Source organism: Paenibacillus sp. RC84 (genome assembly GCF_041260495.1).
GTDB lineage: Bacteria > Bacillota > Bacilli > Paenibacillales > NBRC-103111 > Paenibacillus_F.
In genome coordinates this window covers 241,869-259,774 of record NZ_JBGBYL010000005.1, presented here as the reverse complement: position 1 = coordinate 259,774, position 17,906 = coordinate 241,869, and the positions used below count along the sequence as shown (strand labels likewise).

The following is a 17,906-nucleotide window of genomic DNA, read 5'->3' as shown; positions in this document are numbered from 1 at the left end:
TTCACTCTCGGTCTGCTCGTTATGTAGGTTCCTCTTACATCTTCGACTTGCGAAGCCGTATTCCTTGTTACACGGCCGCAAAATACTCCGGCGCCGGATCAATCGTTTTCTTTCCGGCGTTTCCGGAAGCGCCTGACTTTCATCAGGTTGCCGCACATCTTATCGTCGCACCACCGGGCCGTCCGGCTTCTGCTCTCGTCGAAGAAAACCCAGCGGCAGTCTTCATTGGCGCACATTTTGAGCCGCCGCACGTCTTCTTCCGCCAGCAGCCGCGCAAATGCGACGGCCACCTGGCCCATGACCGCGGCCCAGCCCCTATCGCCCGTCCTGCGCTCCAGCCGCCAGCCGCCTTCTTCCCTCGCCAGAACCGGTCGGGAAGGCACTTCAGCCATCGCTTCGTTCAGCCTGGCGATGTCCGCGCGATCCGGCTCGCTGTTAGTGCAAGCGCATTCCGTGATCGCGCGCATAGCCTGCCGGAGCTCGCCGAGGGCGGCGCGTTCGTGGGGCTGCGGAGGCACCTGGGCCTGCAGCTCCCACTTCTCGAGAAAAGCTTCCAGCCAGCCCGGCCGGTCGAGCCTGTCCTCGCTCCGCCCCGTTCCCCGCCAGTCGTACCACTGGCTGTTCATAAACTCTAAAGCCGAATTTTCCAAAACAACCTCCGAATAAAGATTGAGTCTTTTTCCAATTGATGTTAAAATCCAGTGTGTAACCATCATAATCGTTTTAGATGGTTACAATAAACCTGTCGAATTGTTCGCTAACGGGCAGGCTCATTGCACAACCTGTCCACGCATGATGACATCGCTTTTCTAATTTTACACCATTCTTAATTCAGGAGGAAATCGAATGAACGGATTGGATCTTCTCAAACGAGGTTGGGAACACGCTTACGGAACGGAAGACTGGTATGCCCCTCTGAAAGACGCCGTTAGCGGGATAAGCGCCGAGCAAGCTTCCTGGCGGCCGCCGGGTGAAGCGGGCAATACCATCTGGGAGACAGTCAACCATCTGGTCTACTACAAGCAGCGGCTGCTGGAGCATCTCCAGGGCGAAGAACCGGACCACTGGGCCCAGAATAACGACGACACATTCAAAACGCCCGATACGCACGGTTCCGAAGAAGCGTGGCAGCGGACGCTTCGTGAGCTCGACGCCGTTCATACCCGCATCGGCAGCCTTCTGGATACCAAATCCGATCTGGACATGGACGCTCTATACCGCGATCATCCGATCGGTTTCCGCATCGGCAGCGTCATCCAGCACGACGCTTTTCATACCGGCGAGATCGTGCTGATCCGCAAGCTTCAAGGCTCCTGGCCGTCGACTCGCAGCTGCGAATAAACGCGCGGGCTCGTTAAACCGGCAACAAAAACCGTCTGAAACTCTTCTTTTCAGAAGAAGCTCAGACGGTTTTTGGTATCATTGCCGGAACGGTACATCTTGCCGTCCATGATCGGAAAGCTCTGCGGCCCCAAGCGGCTTCTCAAATCCGCTCTCTTACTTGTATCAAAGCATTCCGCTTTATTTCTTCCGATTCGCTCAGCAGAAGCGTTCCTTTGTCTCTGTATATGTTCCGGCTGTCGGCGGACATGGCATTCAAGTTGATTTCCACCGTGATCCAGGCGGATTGTACCGCGGCTTCCAGCATCAGAACGGCAATTCCCAGATCGGACACCACATTCTTGTTGACTTCCGGGGCCAGGGCCGCCAGCCGCCGCATGACCCCGAGGCACGCCTCCATCAGTTCCAGCGGCACATCCGCCGCATAAGCGGAGGCTTCCCGGATAGCGAGACTCCGGGCTTCTTTCTCCACGGAAGTGGAAGCCGGCAGCTTCAGCGCCTTCATGAACCGGCTGAATGAAGCCATATCTTTTTCCTGCAAGGATTCGAACCGCACGATGGCCTGCCGAAAAAGATCCGCATTCTCGAGCATCGCGGCTTCTTGCTCTTTAAACTTGGCGCCCGTGGTCAAGCTGGCGGTCATCGATCCCATGGACGCTCCGAGGGCTGCGGCCAAAGCGGCAATGCTTCCTCCGCCGGGCACCGGGGAGCCCGAAGAAGCCTCGGCCAGAAATTCGCGAATCGACTGATCGTACACCCTCATTTGTGCGCTCCCTCCCCGATCTGCATTCCGACCGCTTTTAACAGATTTTCAAACAAGATCAGCGTCGTTAACGTCCCTACGCCTCCCGGCACCGGCGTCATCGCCTTTACCCGCTGCAGAGCGTCCGGGCTCACATCCCCCGTTAATCCCGTGTCCGTTTCGTTGATGCCCGCATCGACAACGACCAGATCCGGGTGCACCATGTCCGCGGTAACCATCCCCGCCCTTCCGGCCGCTGTAATGAGGATGTCCGCACCGGCAATATGACGCGCGAGATTCTCCGTGTGCGAATGGCATACCGTAAGGGTCGCGTGCTCCCGCAGCAGCATAGGCATCAAAGGCCTGCCGACAGTCTCGCCTCTCCCGACGAGCACCACATGCCGCCCTTTCAGTCCGAATCCGAATTCCTGCAGAATGCGGATACAGGACTGGGGCGTTGCCGGGTACAGCCCTTTTGTGCCGAGGAAACAGGCAAGTTTGCTGCCGGGCGTAATCCCGTCCACATCTTTGTCGGAGCGGATAATCTCGAAAGCTTCGGACGGGTTCAAATGCCGGGGCAGCGGAAGCTCCAGCATGATTCCGTGCACGCTTTTGTCTTCGTTCAGCTCTCCGAGATGTCCGAGCAATTCCGACTGCGTAATAGCCGGATCGAATTCCATCAGCCGGTAGCCGATGCCGAGTTTTTGCGCCGTCTTTTCCTTGGCTCTGGCGTAGTATTCGGAAGCCGGATCTCCTTTTAGGAGTACAACCGCCAGGGAAGGTTCTATTCCCCGCTTTTTCCACGCGTCCGTTTCTATTCGGATCGATTCCCTTAACCGACCGGCAAGATCTGCCGTTTTCATTAACATTCCCATGTGTTCCGCCCCCCGATTTATTGGTTCCCTGCAAAAAGAAAACAAAAAAAGTATCCGCAGATCGCGGTTTCCCGTTATCTGCAAATACTTTCGCCCAGGCGTACGGCTATATTTCCCGTGTGCTCCCCCGTGGTTCCCCACGTTCCGCCAGTTACACACCGTTCCAGTGGCCTCATTTTAGCACAGCGAACGTTTTACGGTAAAGTGCCGGAGAAGCATTTTTTTTCAAGATCGGTTGGCACACCGCCTCACTTACAAAGTTTGTACGTTTCCCGGTTTTCTGCTGCCGCGTTCTTTCAGCATCGTTCTCGTGATAAGCAGCATGGAGACGACAATGAGCGCAGCCGGGATATAAAAGATGGACGGCGTGATGCCATCGATCAGCAGCGGCAGGAAATAGCCGACCAGAGAAGCCATTTGAGTAATCACGACATACAGGCTGGCTCCGAACCCGGTTTTGTGCAAAAACATCCGCTGGACGTAGCCCATTGCCACCCCGAGCAGCACGGCCACGTAAAACGAATATAGCGGCTGCATGGCGAAAAAGAACGGCAGATAATCGACATTGGCGTATACCAGATAGACGATCAGAGCGAACAGGCCGGCGAATAGAATGACCGGCTTGAAGCCGTATTTCAGCGCCCAATAGCCCGCAACCGTCATAAACAACAATTCGAACACCGCCTGCGCGCTCCAGATGTAAGACATCAGCTCGGGATTGCCGAACTTCTCGTTCACGACAAGGGGAAGATACAGTCCCCGAATCGCATCGGCGCACGACAGCATAAGCAGCGCGGCCAGCATAGCCAGCGAGAAGGGTTCGCCGCTCTTCTTAACGACCGCTTTGGAAGGCGCTTCCACCGTTTCCCGGTAAAACATCAGAAGGACGAAGAGTGCCGCGTATCCCGCAAGATTGCCCCAGAGTACCCCGTAGAAGGTGAACCATAAGTAAATGTTCGCTCCCAGCAGCAGTCCCGTAAAAAAACCCACGCTGAAAGACGCGCGCAGCCAGAGCTGCGAAATCTCCACGATGTCCGGCGCCAGCTTCGAGAAATGGTTTCGGGCCATGGCAAACATCTGACCCATAACCATCCCGGACGGGGCCGATGCGATCGACATGCCCACCAGCGCGGATACGTACCCGTCGGCTCTCATATAGATCAGCAGCCCGGCCGCACACACCACGGAAGCCGCCATGGGGATGATTTTCTTCCGCGGAATCTTATCGCTTAGAATGCCCACGCTGATCGTGAAAATCATATTGAGCACAAGCGAAACGGCAAAAATCGACGCGATCTCGCCTTTCCCGAGTCCGATCCCTTCTTTTAAGTAAATGGCGTTCATGGGCGCCAAAATCCCGACGCCGATTCCGTACAAAACCATCGCCAGGACCAAAATCCATGCTTTTTTGACGGAAATAAACAATTTGATGTCTGCCGCAACACTCATAACCGGCTCACTCCCTTCCTCTTCCGCATTCGTATACTTCTAATTCGTTTCTTTCGACAATTTCCCTTTTAATTCTAGTTTATTTTCGAATTTACGATTTTTACAAAAAAATATCCAAATTTTCGGGATATTTCGGAGGAGATGTTTTACTATTTACACCATTTTATGTCTATAAATAGTTCTAAAGACCTACTTTCATTGCTTCTACCTTATACTATAATATGGATATGAGGAGGTGAATTGATTCATTTAGACATAAATTGACAGGAGGTAGATGCTAAACTTTTTGACAGGCAGGAATTAAAGCTCATTTGCTGCTCTCGGTAGATAGCCATTCACTGCTTACGATGCCGAATCCTGACCTATCCACCAGAATCACTCTGGTTTGTGTCATTATGATTTTTTACGATTCGCAGCAGTATAGTTCTAAATTCCCTGTATTCCAAATTCACTCAAATCGGAGGTATTAAACTAATGTCCCAATCCATTTCATGGAACCGCTCTCTTTTCAAAGTTTCTCCTTTTCTCGTAGCATTTGCTGCGCTCGTAATCGGTGCCATCTGCTCGCTCGTTTTCGCTGAAAGCGCTTCCGCTCATGGTTATATCACAGGTCCGGCAAGCCGCGCAGCCCTCTGTAATCAAGGCATTAACAAAAACTGCGGAGCCATCGTGTACGAGCCGCAAAGCCTTGAAGCACCTGGCAGCTACCCTGCAGGAGGCCCTGCTGACGGTCAAATCGCCGGCGCTGGCGCCGCTTTCCCTGAACTGAACGCTCAAACTGCAGACCGCTGGTCCAAAGTGAACATCAACAGCGGAAGCAATACGTTCACTTGGAAGCTGACTGCCGCACACGCAACGAGAGAATGGAAATACTACATCACGAAAACTGGCTGGAATCCTAACGCAGCTCTGAAACGTTCGGATTTCGAACTGTTCTGCTCCTTCAACGACGGCGGTAAAAAACCGAACCCTTCCACTTCCCACACTTGTGACGTTCCTGCCCGCAGCGGTTACAACGTAATCCTGGCTGTTTGGGAAATCGCCGATACGCCTAACGCTTTCTACAACGTAATCGACGTTAACGTAAACGGTGGCGGAACTGGTACACCTACAGACAATCAAGCTCCTACTGTTCCTGCAGGCGTGACTGCTTCCGGCGTAACAGCTAACTCCGTAACTCTGAACTGGAGCGCTTCTTCCGATAATGTCGGCGTAACGGGTTACGATGTATACCAAGGTTCCACTCTTGTAGGAACTTCCACGACAACCAGCTTCACGGTAACAGGCCTGACGGCTGACACTAGCTACACGTTCACGGTTAAAGCGAAAGACGCAGCAGGCAACACTTCCGCTGCAAGCTCCGCTGTAACGGCTAAAACAACGGCCGGCGGTGGCGGCACGACTGCACCTGCTTGGAGCGCATCCTCCGTTTACACAGCAGGCAACCGCGTTACTTACAACGGTGTCGTTTACGAAGCCAAATGGTGGACACAAGGCGAAACTCCTGGTAAAGCCGACGTTTGGAAAACCGTTTAATTCACTCAACAAGAAGGACCATCCGAGCTCTTATCGGGTGGTCTTTTTTATTTGAAGAAGATGGGTCTGCACGGCAGCACCGCCCTCTCTTTTTAGTTTATTACGCGGAAAAATGTTTAGCATCGGGCTGAGCGGGTAATTTTCTGTAGAGCCAGCAACCTTAACATACGAGGAGGTAAACGAAAATGGGTAAAAAAATGATGTTTACTGCAATTGGTCTAGGAGCTGCTTACTTACTCCGCAATAAAGACGCCCGCCAGAAATTAAAGGATCAATTTCAGACCTTTGCGGGTTCCGCTAAAACTCAACAGTCTCTGTAATAAAGCATAGGAAATTTTAAAAAAACCTCCATCCCCTTTAATGGGCGTGGAGGTTTTTTTTCGCTTTGAAAAATAAAGGACTTTTTACCCGGATTACAAAAACATAAGGAAGCTCTGGAAGCTGCCTTCCACTCCCCTCCTAATGAAGACATTCCGTTTGCCGGACAGCACTGATTCCTGTACAATAAATTTAAACGTAACGATTACGATTTTTGTTGCATGTTCGTTCCCGGACAAGAATACAATGAGAACATATCTTTTATTTCAGAAAGGAACTAAAACCGTGACAATACCTGTATTCGTACTTAGCGGTTTTTTGGGCAGCGGTAAAACGACCCTTCTGCTCCGTATGCTCGAAGAATCCAAGAAGCTTGGTCTGCGCCCGGGAATATTGATGAACGAGCTGGGCAAGGCGGATGTCGACGGCTTAATTCTGGAAGGGCACAGCTCCGCTTCGATTGAAAAACTGCTGGACGGCTGTGTCTGCTGCAGTAAGAAAAGCGAGCTTACCGGCAGCTTGCAGGCTCTGCTTCTGCGCAATCCGGATATGTTGTTCATCGAGTTGACCGGCGTGGCCAACCCCGAAGAAATTGCCGATGTGCTTACGGAACCCGGTCTGCTGGACCGCGTTGCCCTCAAGCAGGTCATCACTGTGCTCGATGCCGAAAACTTCATGGATTACAACAGCCTGTTCGCATCGGACAAACAGCTCGTGCGAACGCTTCGCAGGCAGGTCGAAGTTGCCGACCTTATCCTGGTCAACAAAACGGATTATGTGCACCGCATCCGGCTGCACCAAATCGAGAAGGCGATACGCAAGCTGAACGGGCACGCTATGCTCGTGTATACGACTCACTGCCGCATTGAGCTTAAACCGATCCTGGAGGGAGTCCAGCCTGCGCAGAATGTGCCTCTGACGGTCCGGCCTATCCGGATGACGAAGATCCGGACTCATCCGAAGGAGCCCAGCACAGCCGGCTCCGGACGCGGCATGCATTCCGCAGATTCGCCGGCACCGGCGGAAACCGCGTCTTCCCACTCCCGCGTCCGTACCGTCACCCTCCCGTGGAATCGGGCTGCGGGGCTGACCAAAGCGGATGTGGACGCCTTCCTCCAGCGGTGGAAGGACGGTCTGATCCGCGCCAAAGGTTATGTGACGTTCGCGGAATCCGGGCACATGCATCTGCTGCAATACGCAGGAAAACGGAGCTACTGGGAGCCTTCCTTTTATCAGGGAAAGCCCTATCTCGTGTTTATCGGGATTGATCTGGATGCGGACCGGCTGAGCGAAGAATGGGAACGTCTTCTGGATGCACCGCAGTCCCTTGAACCCGAGTCCGGCAGACGGAAATAGCTTCAGGCACGGATAGGGAGGCACCTTCTATTCGGCACGATCTTTACGATTTTTTTGTCCCCTCCTCCCTGTTCTGCCTGAGTATGTCTACCGATTAAGAACCTTCTGCATCCGGCTCTTGCACCGCACAAAACCGCCTTCCGTCGGAAAGCGGTTTTTGTTTTTGCCACAGCCTCTATTTCCCCAGATCGGCGAAATCACCGGCATACGGATACACGTAAGGGGATGAAGGCTCTTTGATTTTTTGGATTACGGCTCCCTCCAGCTTCATCACGTCTTTATCTTCGTACACGGACTTTCGGATCGTGCCTTTCACCGTCACCCATGTATCCTTGAGATACGAATCCGCTCCCAACGCTTCAACGATAACGCCGTACGGGGATGCATCGGCCGAGCAGCACTGCATCGTCAGTCTTGCGACGACGAACTGGTTTTTGGGCATGCCGTCCTCCCGGTAAACGAAGCCGCTGATTTCCATCTGCTTTCCGGCAAAATTCCCGGCGAACAGATCTACTGCCGTCAGCTTCTCCATAAAGCCTTTATCTCCGATAAGAATGGTTTTGTTTTTGTAAAGCCGCATGGCCAGCTTCGCGTAGTCTTCCGTAAACCGGCTGCCTTTGAACATCTCCTTGAGTCTGGCTTCTTCCGTGTCTTCCCCGCCCTGACTTGTCCCCCCGGAAGATAGTTCCTTCTTGGGCGGATCGTCCTGGGGACCTGCGTTCCTCTGCGTTTGGAAGCCGGAGGTATTCAATTGAATCCCTTTGACTTGAACGATATCGCTCCCCGTTACCCGGTCGGGCAGCAGAAAGCCGAGCAGCAGCGGTAAAAGGAACAAGGAATAAGCCGCACCATGCGAAAGCTTCGATTTCTTTACATCGGACTCGCATCCGCAGTCGGGTTCATTGCCTGCAGCAGGCTGCAGAGCCAGATAAATCTGGATCACGGCCAGCACGAACAGGGCGATCGCCGAAGCTTTGACGTACGGTACCAGTCGGGGCGCCAAATAATGCGGCATGCTGCCCGTTTTGACCAGATAAACGATATAGAACGAAAACCCGCATAGAATCGCCGCCCGGATAAAATAATGGAAGGCGTAAGCGCGCTTGTCTTCCACCCGGTTCACCTCCCCCAATTCAAAGGGTTACCTGAAATAAAGATGCTCGACCACTACGGAACCGGCAAACACGGTCACCGTGATAAGAACGGCCAGCAGCAGGAGAAACTTCGTTTTGAAGACGGACAGAAGCATCAGCGTGCTTTTAAAATCGAGCATGGGCCCGAAAACGAGGAACGTGAGCAGGGAGCCTTTGGAAAACGTCTGGAGAAAGGAAGAAGCGACAAAGGCGTCCGAGGTGGAACAGAGCGACAACATGTAGGCAAATCCCATCATGAACAGATGCGGAAGCACCTCCCCCTCCCCCAGCGCCGACAAATCGCCTCTCGGCACAAACGCCTGAATAACGGCCGTAAGGAGAGAGCCGAAAATGAGATATTTCCCCATATCGAAAAATTCCCCGCCCGCGTGACCCATCATCGTAACGAATTTGCCGCCGCCCTGCACGTGCGCGCAGTCTTGTCCGTTCCCGGCGTACAGCGAGTCCAGCCTGTGTTTCAGAGGATTTTTGTTAATAAACGCGTACACGAACAAGCCGATAAACGCGCTAACTCCAAGGGCCAGTCCCATCCGGGCGTACACCATTTCGGGATTCATCCGGAACGCCGTGTATGTCGCCGCATAGACGACCGGGTTGACGATGGGACCCGCCAGAATGACGACTACGCCTATGTACAGCGGCATTCCCTTGTTGATCAGCCGCCGGACGACCGGGATCATGCCGCACTCGCAAATCGGAAACAGGATGCCCAGCAGACAGGCGAACACGAATCCGTGCAAAGGATTCCGGGGGATCGCTTTGCGGATCCAGGTCTCCGGGATGTAGACCTGCATGAACGAGGAAAGCAGCACACCGAGCATAATAAAAGGAACCGCTTCGAGCACGATGCCGATAAACATCGTCTTGAACAGGCGGATGACCGAAGGGTCCGGCAACGCCGCATTCCCTGTCCGTACGGCTTGCCAAGCCAGTATAACCAGGAAACTTCCCGCTGCGATATAAATCAGGTGTCTTTTTCTCATCCCTCTGCTTGCTCCGCTGAAATGCACGTTCTCCCCTCCTGTGTAAAACAGTATCTTTATTTTAATCGTAATTATTACGTTTTTCAACAAAAAAGACTTCTCCCTTATCCCGATCCTCTTCTTCATCTCTATGCGAATCTGCCCGAATCTATGACAAGCTTCCCTTGTCCGGTCCGTGAAGCCAAAAAAATCCCGGCACGCGAAACCGCGTTACCGGGATAATACTTCAACGGCTCGGATTTAAACCTGCACGATCCGTCTCACTTCCGCAGGCAGGTCCGCAGGTTCCAGCCGTTTTTCCGGCTTCCAGTAAAGGAGAGCCGCTTTGAAATTGTGCGGGTAAATCAGCCTGCCGTCTTCTTCACGCACATAAGAGTACAAGAGATCAATGGCCTTCCTGCGGTCATATTCCTTGTCCAAAACCGCGCTCAGGTTGTCCTTGAGCAGCTCTTCCTCCGTATCGTAGGCATACGTTTTGTGCAGGTTGACCATTTTACAGTTCGCATCGATTCCCAATTCATAAAGCAGATTCTGCAAATGGATGTAATCTCGGCGTTGAAATTTAATCCGGCAGCCCAGCTGCTCCTGAATGTCTTTGTAATGCGGTCTTTCAGGACCGCTAACCATGCCCGCGATTCCAAGACGCTTCGCCGTGTTGTTGATGTGCAGCAGCGCCCGGTCGATTTCCTGCATCCGGTAGTAACAATTGACGCCGAATACCACGTCGGCTCGCTCCACCTTGGGAAGTTCTTCCCACTTGGCATGTACGAAGTTTAAATGATTCCAGCCCTTCCGCTCCGCTGCGGCTTTCAGGTAAGCAAGCACGCTCTCGGAGCTGTCGACGCAGGTGAGGGAACCCGCTTTCTCGGCCGCTTCGAACGTATAGTTTCCCCAGCCGGGACCGATTTCCAGCACATCCTCGCCGGGATCGATAAAAGCGATCAGCTCCTTGCGCAGGTTGGCGACCCAGGAATCCACCCCGGCTTGTTCTTTCTTTTTCATAAAAGCGTTCCAGAACCCTTCTTCCTTGACGTCATCGGTCATCCGTACGGGAAGATTTCCGTCCCAGTCTTTCATCCCCTCCTGCCAGAGGGTTTTGTAATTCGTATTTAGTTTGACTCCGTAATACATCGTTTGCCTCCCCATACGGTTTGAAGATCTTGTTAGTCATACTTCTTTCGATCAAAATGCGGCGGACTTCATTTTACCTGTAAAGCCGGAGGAGTCCATCGATCCGAAACAAATAAAAACATCCCGCCGGAGGCAGGATGTTTGGGTTCATCGCATGAATACGCTCGGGTCAGGACCCGGACGATTAGGGAGAACATTCGCATCAACGCCATCCTATCTGCGTAGGAATGAAGTTACCGGTAAACAGGCAGGTCTCCTGACTCGGGAACCCTATGCGCGCCTTCCCGGATTAACCAGTGACGTGATGCGCTTCGGCCGGGGCTTCTCCCCCCTTTTCCCCTTACAGTGGCGGGACCGTATCGGAATTGCACCGAACTTCCCTTTTAATCCGTTCCCTCTCCCCGGAGAAAGAACCGGAACCTGTTTAATAAAGAATGTTTGATAATCCATTGTCTTAAGAAAAACGTGCATGCCAAACAACTTCACGGTTAATAGTAGTCCAAATCCGGCTTTTTGGCAAATGACCGAAGCGTGCGGGCAAGCAGATGTACCGGTAAGGCGGGCCCGCCAAACTTCGGACTATTAAGTGGAGCCGCGACGGTTTATGACTCCGCTATTTCCCTTCAATAATCAGGTTGATTTGATGAATAAATTCTTTTGCCAGCCCAAGCTGTTTATATGCGAATTCCAAATCTCCGCTGCCTGAAAGTGCGAAATCCAAGTTACCTAAAGTGGACATCAGTATGCGTGCGGTAACGGCAAATCCAAAAGCTTGCTTATTCGGCCTGATTATTCATCTGACTCCAGATATACTGAAAGGTTGGCTCCTGAATTCCGTTGAATAATGCAAGATTGCCTACATATGAAGCCAAATCCCAGTAGGCGGGCATCCAGGATAAATCTTCAAAGTCCGACCAGATCCAGCCTTCCGGACTCGGTAATAAGTTTCTTGAATGGGCATCTCCATGAGACGGTAGCAGCAAACTTGTTTCGAGACGCATCTGTCTATCCATCGCGAAGAACAGACTTAGCAAATTTTGTATACGCCGATCCGGATGCTTCATTAATCTAAAAGCCGATTGACATGTCCGCTCCCAAACACCAAGCAGAGGAATCTCGTCGGTAAAATCTTTCAATGCCAGTGAAAGTCTATTAACCAGTTCAACTGCTTCGCTTGGCGAAGGGCGCCGCAGTTCTGTAGGGGGAACATACTTCCAAAACGTCATCCATGTGCCGCCAATATCGTAGGGTCCTGCATCCGTACGGTCCGTTGGCAAGCGTACCGGCACTCCCTTCGATTGGAGATGACGTGCGGCTCTTAATTCACGCACCAGTACCTTGTAGGCGTAATCTGCATGATTTTTTGAAAGCACAGTGGCTATCCGGGCCACAATCGGATACGGGGCCAAATGAACGATCAGGTTCCCGCCATTACCAAGCTCGAGAGGAGTAATGTCCTTTAATCCGGCTTTTTCTGCTATTAAAACGGTTTTTGAAATAAGGCTGCTATTATTCGGCACTCCGAGGGCTCCTTAGTTAAGGTTAAAAATATCTTAGCATCGTTGTCGCATCCCTGATAGGTATTAAATATTTATCAATTAACTTTACCTATTCACCGTTAACTTTTCTGTAAACTTGAACTTCCGTCTGTAGATGCTGACAACTTACTAATTTCCGCCCCTTCACATAGGCTGTTAGAAACCCCACGAACGGAGTCTGAGAAGATGAGCCTGCCGAAAGTCCCCAAGCATCTCGCCTGGCACGAAACTTTGGAGCTTCACGAGCTTGTGGGCCTTCAAACCGGACAACTGATCGCTTTTAAACAAAAATTGCCGACGCTTACGGACGAAGGGCTTCAAACGCTCTTCAGAGAGGCGATACAAACATTGGAGCAGAATCTGAACGAGCTGCTGGCGTATTATCCCAAAGCGCCTGCTTCCTCCAGGAATAAAAATCGGGAGTTGCCGGTCCTGGAAGCGGGACAGCTTCTCGGTTTTGCCAAAACCGCCGTACGCGGCTACGCCTGTGCCCTCACGGAAACCGCGACTCCCCGTCTCCGGGCAACCTTTGTGAATCATCTGTTGAGAGCAGTCGAATTTCACGCCAAAGTGTTCAACCGGATGTATGCGGACGGTGCGTACCCCGCTTATGACCTGAAGGAACTGCTGGAAAACGACGCGGCCAACGCTCAGGCCGCCCTCTCCCTCGAATAACGGTAAAAAACCGCCAAGGAACGATATGCCTGCTCCTTGGCGGTCTTTCGGCGTGCGGCAAACGGCTTCCGCTCCGCACATTCTTTTATTGAAACCGGTAGGTCCATAACCGCTCGTGGCCGAACCGTTCCTGCACCTCTTTGTCGTCCGCGGATTTGCCGCTCAGCTTTCCGTTGAGCTGGAACTGGGAGCTGTGTGCAAGGATCGAGCCCAGCTTCTGCCCCAGATACGGCCTGACATCGCTCACGATATCCGCTTTGCCGAGCACATCTTCGCACCCTTTGGAAAAAGCGATGCAGTGAACGACCGGTCTCTCTTCCACGGGGATTCGCTGGACCGTGTCAATCACGGCGGCGCCCGTTGCGTCATGATCCGGATGCACGCTGTAGCCCGGGTAGAACGTAATGACAAGCGAAGGATTCAGCTCGTCGATGAGGCCGCGGATTTTGCCGACGAGCAGTTCGCGGTCTTCGAATTCAATCGTTTTATCGTGAAAGCCCAGCATGCGCAGATCCTGAATTCCGATTGACCGGCACGATTCCTCAAGCTCGGCTTTGCGGATTTCAGGCAGCGTCACGCGGTTGGCCGCAAGGGGATTGCCCATGTTGCGTCCCATCTCTCCCAGAGTCAAGCATGCGTAAGTCACCGGGGTTCCCTGCCGTATATGGCCGGCAAGCGTACCGGATACGCTGAACGCTTCGTCATCGGGATGCGGCAGGACGACCAGTATGTGTCGTTCCATCTCCATCTACCTTCTCTCTTTGTAAGTTAAAAAGGGGCGCGGCTCAGCTGCAGCGAAACGACGAGCTTGCCGTCCTTATCATGTCCCGACAAAATCAGTCTCTGCGTCTCTGTTTCATCCCAATGGGTAAGTCCCTCGGAATAAACCCAGCCGTCTTCCATTTTGAGCCCTACCCGGTAAGGGCCGTTTCCGGCAATGGACCCCTGCAGATAACGGATCTTCGAATTGCGGATAAACGTCGAGGCCGTATGTTTGGACTGGTCAAGATGAGAAGCATAAGCCCCGTTCGTCATTTCCAGATGAATATACAGGTCTTGGCCCTTAAGCAGATCAAGAACTTGCTGGACGGCCGCCTGATTAATAAACTGCATGAAGATTCCTCCAGTAATATACTGACGTATTCACCTAAACTATTGTATGCGGCTAATCTATTGTAGGTTTAAATGTAGCTTATTATAAAACATTCGGATCGACTTCACAAATCGCATACGGTGCGGATAGGCCCGGTATTCGGGCCTGTACAAACAAAAAACCCGCTTCACGGCGGGTTTTCACGGCTTCTATCGATCTTTTATCCGAGCGGACCACTCGGCAATCAGACGCTTGAGCTCATCGGCAAGGATCGGCTTGCTGATATAATCGTTCATCCCGGATGCCAGGCACTGTTCTTTGTCTTCTTCTCTGGCAAAAGCGGTTACGGCAATGATGACGGGAGATACTGCCTTCTGCCCGTGTTGTTCACGGATTAGACGTGTCGCCTCGAGCCCGTCCATGACCGGCATCTGCACATCCATGAAAATCAAATCATACGCCCGCTCTCCTGCAGCATGCACGGCTTCCGCTCCGCTGTTTACGACATCCGCCGAATAACCCAGCTTGCCGGTTAACGTATGAAGCAGCTTACGGTTCATGGGATGGTCGTCCGCAATGAGCACCCGCAGCGGCGCAGGCTTCGCCTCCGGAAGGGACGGAACAGACGCGGTTTCCGCCGGAGGGATCGCGGGAGCCGTGTCCGGCGCTTCTGAGCCGCCTAAACTGGAGTGCAGGGTAAAGAAGAAAGTCGAGCCGGCGTTCTCTTCGCTCTCGACGCCGATTTCGCCTCCCATCAGCTCGACCAGCTTCTTGCTGATCGACAAGCCGAGACCCGTACCGCCGTATTTGCGGTTAATGGCGGGATGAAGCTGGGAGAACGATTGAAACAGCTGGTGGATTTTCCCGGCAGGAATTCCTATTCCCGTATCCCGGATTTTAAATTCCAGCAGGACCGACTGGGGATCGGGAGAATTCGTCATCTCCACCGCTACCGATACGCTGCCCTGCTCGGTGAATTTGATCGCGTTGCTGATCAGATTGATCAGCACTTGTCTGACTCGCGCCTCGTCCCCCAGCACATACCGGGGCACCCCGGCCGGGATATCGTACGAGAGCTTCAAGTTCTTCTCCTCCGCTTTTACCCGGAAAAGCTCCAGAACGCCCGCCAGCGTTTCCCTTAAATCGACCGCGCCCAGGTTTAATTCCATTTTGCCGGCTTCGATCCGGGAGAAATCCAGAATTTCATTCAAAATATGCAGCAGGGCGTCGCTGCTCTCCCGGATAATATCCGTATAGCTGCGCTGCTCTTCATCCAGCATCGTTTCCTGGAGCAGCCCGGTCATTCCGATAATGCCGTTCATGGGCGTGCGGAGTTCGTGAGACATAATGGCCAGAAACTCCGACTTGGCCCGGTCGGCCTGTTCGGCAAATTCTTTGGCCCGGATAATTTCTTTCTCGTTCGTCACATCCCGGAAAACGACTACGACGCCTTTTCTCTCCCCCTTATCGAACAGGGGCGTAACTTGATAGGACGCCAGAAAGCTCGTTCCGTCCTTCCGCCAGAAAATTCCTTCGCTCGGCGATACGGAAATGCCGTCTCTTACCGCCCGTTCAATCGGCGAATCGCCGGGAAGGTAGTGATTGCCGTCCGGACAGGCCTGCTCGACGGTCTGAAGGTGCCGGTTCCCGATCAGTTCTTTCGGGTTAAACCCGAGCATAGATGCGCCCGCGGGGTTGATAAACATCCCCTGCCCCTGCAAATCCAGCCCGAAGATCCCTTCGGAAACGGAATTGAGAATCAGCGCGTGTTCGTAGCTCAGCTTCTCGATTTCTTCCGTATATTTTTTGCGGTCCGTAATGTCGCTCGTCAGGACATATACCCCGACAATGTTCCCGCCCAGCACGATGGGAACATTCATGACGTTCGCTTCGATGCGGTGTCCGTCTTTATGAATGAGCGCCGTCTCGTAAGTCTGCGGTTCGCCCTGTGCCGCCAGTTCGAAATGCCGGAAGGTCTTGTCGTAATCGGCCTCATGAACCAGCGATGCGAAGTAACCGTCGGTCAGCTCCTTTTCGGAATAACCCGTTAGAACCTGTTGACCCCGGTTAACCGTTAGCAGCTTTCCATGAAGATCGAGCGAAGCTACGCCGACCGGATTGTAGTCAAACAGCGACTTGTATTCCTGGAGCCGGAGCTCCGTGTTTCTACGTTCTGTAATATCGCGTGAAATGGCCACGATTTCCTGTTCTCTGCCCTGGTCGTCCAGGGTGTAACGGCTGGTCGTTTCGAACCAGACATACGTGCCGTCTTTACGGAAGAACCGGAACGTAACCTTCTCCTCTCCTTCCCCGTGGAGATTTTCCTGCAGATACTTTTTAACATAGCCGACGTCGTCGGGGTGAATGTAGCCGAGTCCCGCCGTACCCACCATTTCTTCAGGCTCGTAACCGAGCATCGTGCGGCAGATCGGAGACACGAACAGGAACGTCGCCTGCTCATCCACGGCATGTCTGGAAATAAAATCAAGCGAATATTCCGAAATAAGCCGGTAATTCTGCTCGCTTTCCAGAATCCGCTCTTCCATCCGCCGCCGTTCGGTGATATCCTGCACCATCCCGATTATCTGGATAGGTTTATTGAATTCGTCGGTCACGACTTCCCATTGGCCCGCAATGGTGCGTACCGATTGGTCCGGCAGACAAATTTTGTAGAAAACTTCACCGGATTCCCCGTTTTCGAGCGCCTTTTCTATGCTTCCGCGGACACGCGGGAGATCTTCGGGGTGAATGCACCCCAGAAACAATTCCGCATTGGAATCCGTGGAATGGATCGCATAACCGAAAATGCGGCGCATTTCGTCCGAGAAAGAAAGCCGCGAGTTAAGCAGATCCCACTCCCAGGAACCGATATGCGCAATCCGCTGAGCCGCGGCCAGCGTTTCTTCATACTTTTTGCGTTCCGTCACGTTACGGCCGATCGCTAAAACTTTGATGACGAGGCCTTCGCTGTTACGCACGAGCTGAAAGGCGGTCTCCAGCCAAATATAATGTCCCTGTTTGTGCCGGACCCGTCTTATGAAAACCTCTTTCTCCGAATAGAGCTTGTCCCGGTTCCTCATTTGCAAAGCATCGTCGGGATGATAGAAATCGACGCGTTTGCGGCCGATCATTTCTTCCGGCTTATAGCCCAGCAGCCCTTCGACAGAGGGCGAAATATATAGAATTGTCCCGCTCGAAGAGCTGAACGAAATGACATCCTGAATGTTTTTGGAAAAAAGCAGGGAGAGGTCGCGGTTGTCCTCAAGCTCTTTTGCGGCTGCTTTCTGGTCCGTAATATCCGTGATTTCATGAAGAAGATACAGCGGCTGTCCAGCCTCCGGATCGCGTGCCAGTGTCGTGCGGACGTTTAGCGAAATGACGCGCCCGTCTCTATGAAAATATCGTTTCTCCCTTTCGAAGACCTCACCGGGAAAAGCGGCAAGCTTCTCCATCACGTGTTTGTGTTCACTCCTAAAGCTTTCGTCGTCCGGATGCAGAAGTAATTTTTCGGTTCTCCCGAGCAGTTCCGCTTCCGAGTAGCCGAGGATTTTGCATAAAGCCGGATTAACGCCGAGCCACTCCCCGTTTTCAGGAGATACGAATACCAGGCCGTTCGCCGCCTGACCGTACAAATGGGTAAAAAGCGTTTCTTTAGCCTGCGAAGGGATGTTCACGGGAAGCCTCCTTGATTCCGCCCCTGAATCAGGGGCTCTGT

The 17,906-nt window shown here is 52.8% G+C and carries 16 protein-coding genes and 2 riboswitches; of the genes, 5 read left to right on the top strand and 11 right to left on the bottom strand.

From position 1 onward, the window contains the following. Positions 1 to 98: 98 nt before the first annotated feature. Complete coding sequence (locus ABH899_RS13805) at positions 99 to 650, bottom strand: CGNR zinc finger domain-containing protein (RefSeq protein ID WP_009672317.1); 552 nt, start codon at positions 648 to 650, stop codon at positions 99 to 101. 196 nt (positions 651 to 846) lie between these two features. Here ABH899_RS13805 and ABH899_RS13800 point away from each other — a divergent pair, with 196 nt between their 5' ends. After that, positions 847 to 1,341 carry a DinB family protein gene (locus ABH899_RS13800; protein WP_369997016.1) on the top strand — a complete coding sequence of 165 codons (495 nt, stop codon included), beginning with the start codon at positions 847 to 849 and terminating at the stop codon, positions 1,339 to 1,341. 142 nt (positions 1,342 to 1,483) lie between these two features. On the opposite strand, the gene ABH899_RS13795 is transcribed toward ABH899_RS13800, so the two are convergent. From ABH899_RS13795 to ABH899_RS13785, 3 genes are all read right to left on the bottom strand, one after another. After that, positions 1,484 to 2,104, bottom strand: coding sequence for a cyclodeaminase/cyclohydrolase family protein (locus ABH899_RS13795; RefSeq protein WP_369997014.1), 621 nt, complete (start codon positions 2,102 to 2,104; stop codon positions 1,484 to 1,486). After that, complete coding sequence (locus ABH899_RS13790; protein WP_369997012.1) at positions 2,101 to 2,958, bottom strand: bifunctional 5,10-methylenetetrahydrofolate dehydrogenase/5,10-methenyltetrahydrofolate cyclohydrolase; 858 nt, start codon at positions 2,956 to 2,958, stop codon at positions 2,101 to 2,103. Before ABH899_RS13790 ends, ABH899_RS13795 begins: the two co-directional genes overlap by 4 nt. Before the next feature lie 85 nt (positions 2,959 to 3,043). Further along, a riboswitch (ZMP/ZTP riboswitch) is annotated at positions 3,044 to 3,123 on the bottom strand. Positions 3,124 to 3,210: 87 nt separating this feature from the next. Next, on the bottom strand, positions 3,211 to 4,407 hold the full coding sequence (locus tag ABH899_RS13785) for an MFS transporter (protein WP_369997010.1): 1,197 nt from the start codon (positions 4,405 to 4,407) through the stop codon (positions 3,211 to 3,213). A gap of 474 nt (positions 4,408 to 4,881) precedes the next feature. Between ABH899_RS13785 and ABH899_RS13780 the strand changes: the two genes are divergently transcribed. The 3 genes from ABH899_RS13780 to ABH899_RS13770 all read left to right on the top strand — a co-directional run bounded on the left by ABH899_RS13780 (position 4,882) and on the right by ABH899_RS13770 (position 7,617). Continuing rightward, on the top strand, positions 4,882 to 5,943 hold the full coding sequence (locus ABH899_RS13780; RefSeq protein WP_009672322.1) for a lytic polysaccharide monooxygenase: 1,062 nt from the start codon (positions 4,882 to 4,884) through the stop codon (positions 5,941 to 5,943). 185 nt (positions 5,944 to 6,128) lie between these two features. Next, on the top strand, positions 6,129 to 6,263 hold the full coding sequence (locus ABH899_RS13775; protein WP_369997008.1) for a hypothetical protein: 135 nt from the start codon (positions 6,129 to 6,131) through the stop codon (positions 6,261 to 6,263). 283 nt (positions 6,264 to 6,546) lie between these two features. Further along, positions 6,547 to 7,617, top strand: a complete 1,071-nt coding sequence (locus tag ABH899_RS13770) for a CobW family GTP-binding protein (RefSeq protein WP_369997006.1) — start codon at positions 6,547 to 6,549, stop codon at positions 7,615 to 7,617. A gap of 175 nt (positions 7,618 to 7,792) precedes the next feature. Here the strand turns inward: ABH899_RS13770 and ABH899_RS13765 are convergent, their stop codons facing one another. The 4 genes from ABH899_RS13765 to ABH899_RS13750 all read right to left on the bottom strand — a co-directional run bounded on the left by ABH899_RS13765 (position 7,793) and on the right by ABH899_RS13750 (position 12,405). Next, on the bottom strand, positions 7,793 to 8,731 hold the full coding sequence (locus tag ABH899_RS13765) for a TIGR03943 family putative permease subunit (protein ID WP_369997003.1): 939 nt from the start codon (positions 8,729 to 8,731) through the stop codon (positions 7,793 to 7,795). Positions 8,732 to 8,758: 27 nt separating this feature from the next. Next, positions 8,759 to 9,781, bottom strand: coding sequence for a permease (locus ABH899_RS13760; protein ID WP_369997001.1), 1,023 nt, complete (start codon positions 9,779 to 9,781; stop codon positions 8,759 to 8,761). Positions 9,782 to 9,994: 213 nt separating this feature from the next. Further along, entirely contained in the window at positions 9,995 to 10,885 is an 891-nt protein-coding gene (locus ABH899_RS13755; RefSeq protein WP_369996994.1) for a class I SAM-dependent methyltransferase, read from the bottom strand. Between the two features lie 229 nt (positions 10,886 to 11,114). Then, a riboswitch (cobalamin riboswitch) is annotated at positions 11,115 to 11,324 on the bottom strand. A gap of 337 nt (positions 11,325 to 11,661) precedes the next feature. Continuing rightward, a complete protein-coding gene (locus ABH899_RS13750; protein WP_369996991.1) occupies positions 11,662 to 12,405 on the bottom strand; it encodes an aminoglycoside phosphotransferase family protein in 744 nt (247 codons plus the stop codon). Positions 12,406 to 12,609: 204 nt separating this feature from the next. Here ABH899_RS13750 and ABH899_RS13745 point away from each other — a divergent pair, with 204 nt between their 5' ends. Next, positions 12,610 to 13,098, top strand: a complete 489-nt coding sequence (locus tag ABH899_RS13745) for a spore coat protein (protein ID WP_369996988.1) — start codon at positions 12,610 to 12,612, stop codon at positions 13,096 to 13,098. Positions 13,099 to 13,183: 85 nt separating this feature from the next. Here the strand turns inward: ABH899_RS13745 and bshB2 are convergent, their stop codons facing one another. The 3 genes from bshB2 to ABH899_RS13730 form a co-directional block, all read right to left on the bottom strand. Further along, positions 13,184 to 13,840, bottom strand: a complete 657-nt coding sequence (gene bshB2, locus ABH899_RS13740) for a bacillithiol biosynthesis deacetylase BshB2 (RefSeq protein WP_369996985.1) — start codon at positions 13,838 to 13,840, stop codon at positions 13,184 to 13,186. A gap of 26 nt (positions 13,841 to 13,866) precedes the next feature. Further along, a complete protein-coding gene (locus ABH899_RS13735; RefSeq protein ID WP_369996983.1) occupies positions 13,867 to 14,211 on the bottom strand; it encodes a YojF family protein in 345 nt (114 codons plus the stop codon). A 189-nt stretch (positions 14,212 to 14,400) separates the two neighbouring features. Beyond that, positions 14,401 to 17,865, bottom strand: coding sequence for a PAS domain S-box protein (locus tag ABH899_RS13730; protein ID WP_369996980.1), 3,465 nt, complete (start codon positions 17,863 to 17,865; stop codon positions 14,401 to 14,403). Positions 17,866 to 17,906: the final 41 nt, after the last annotated feature.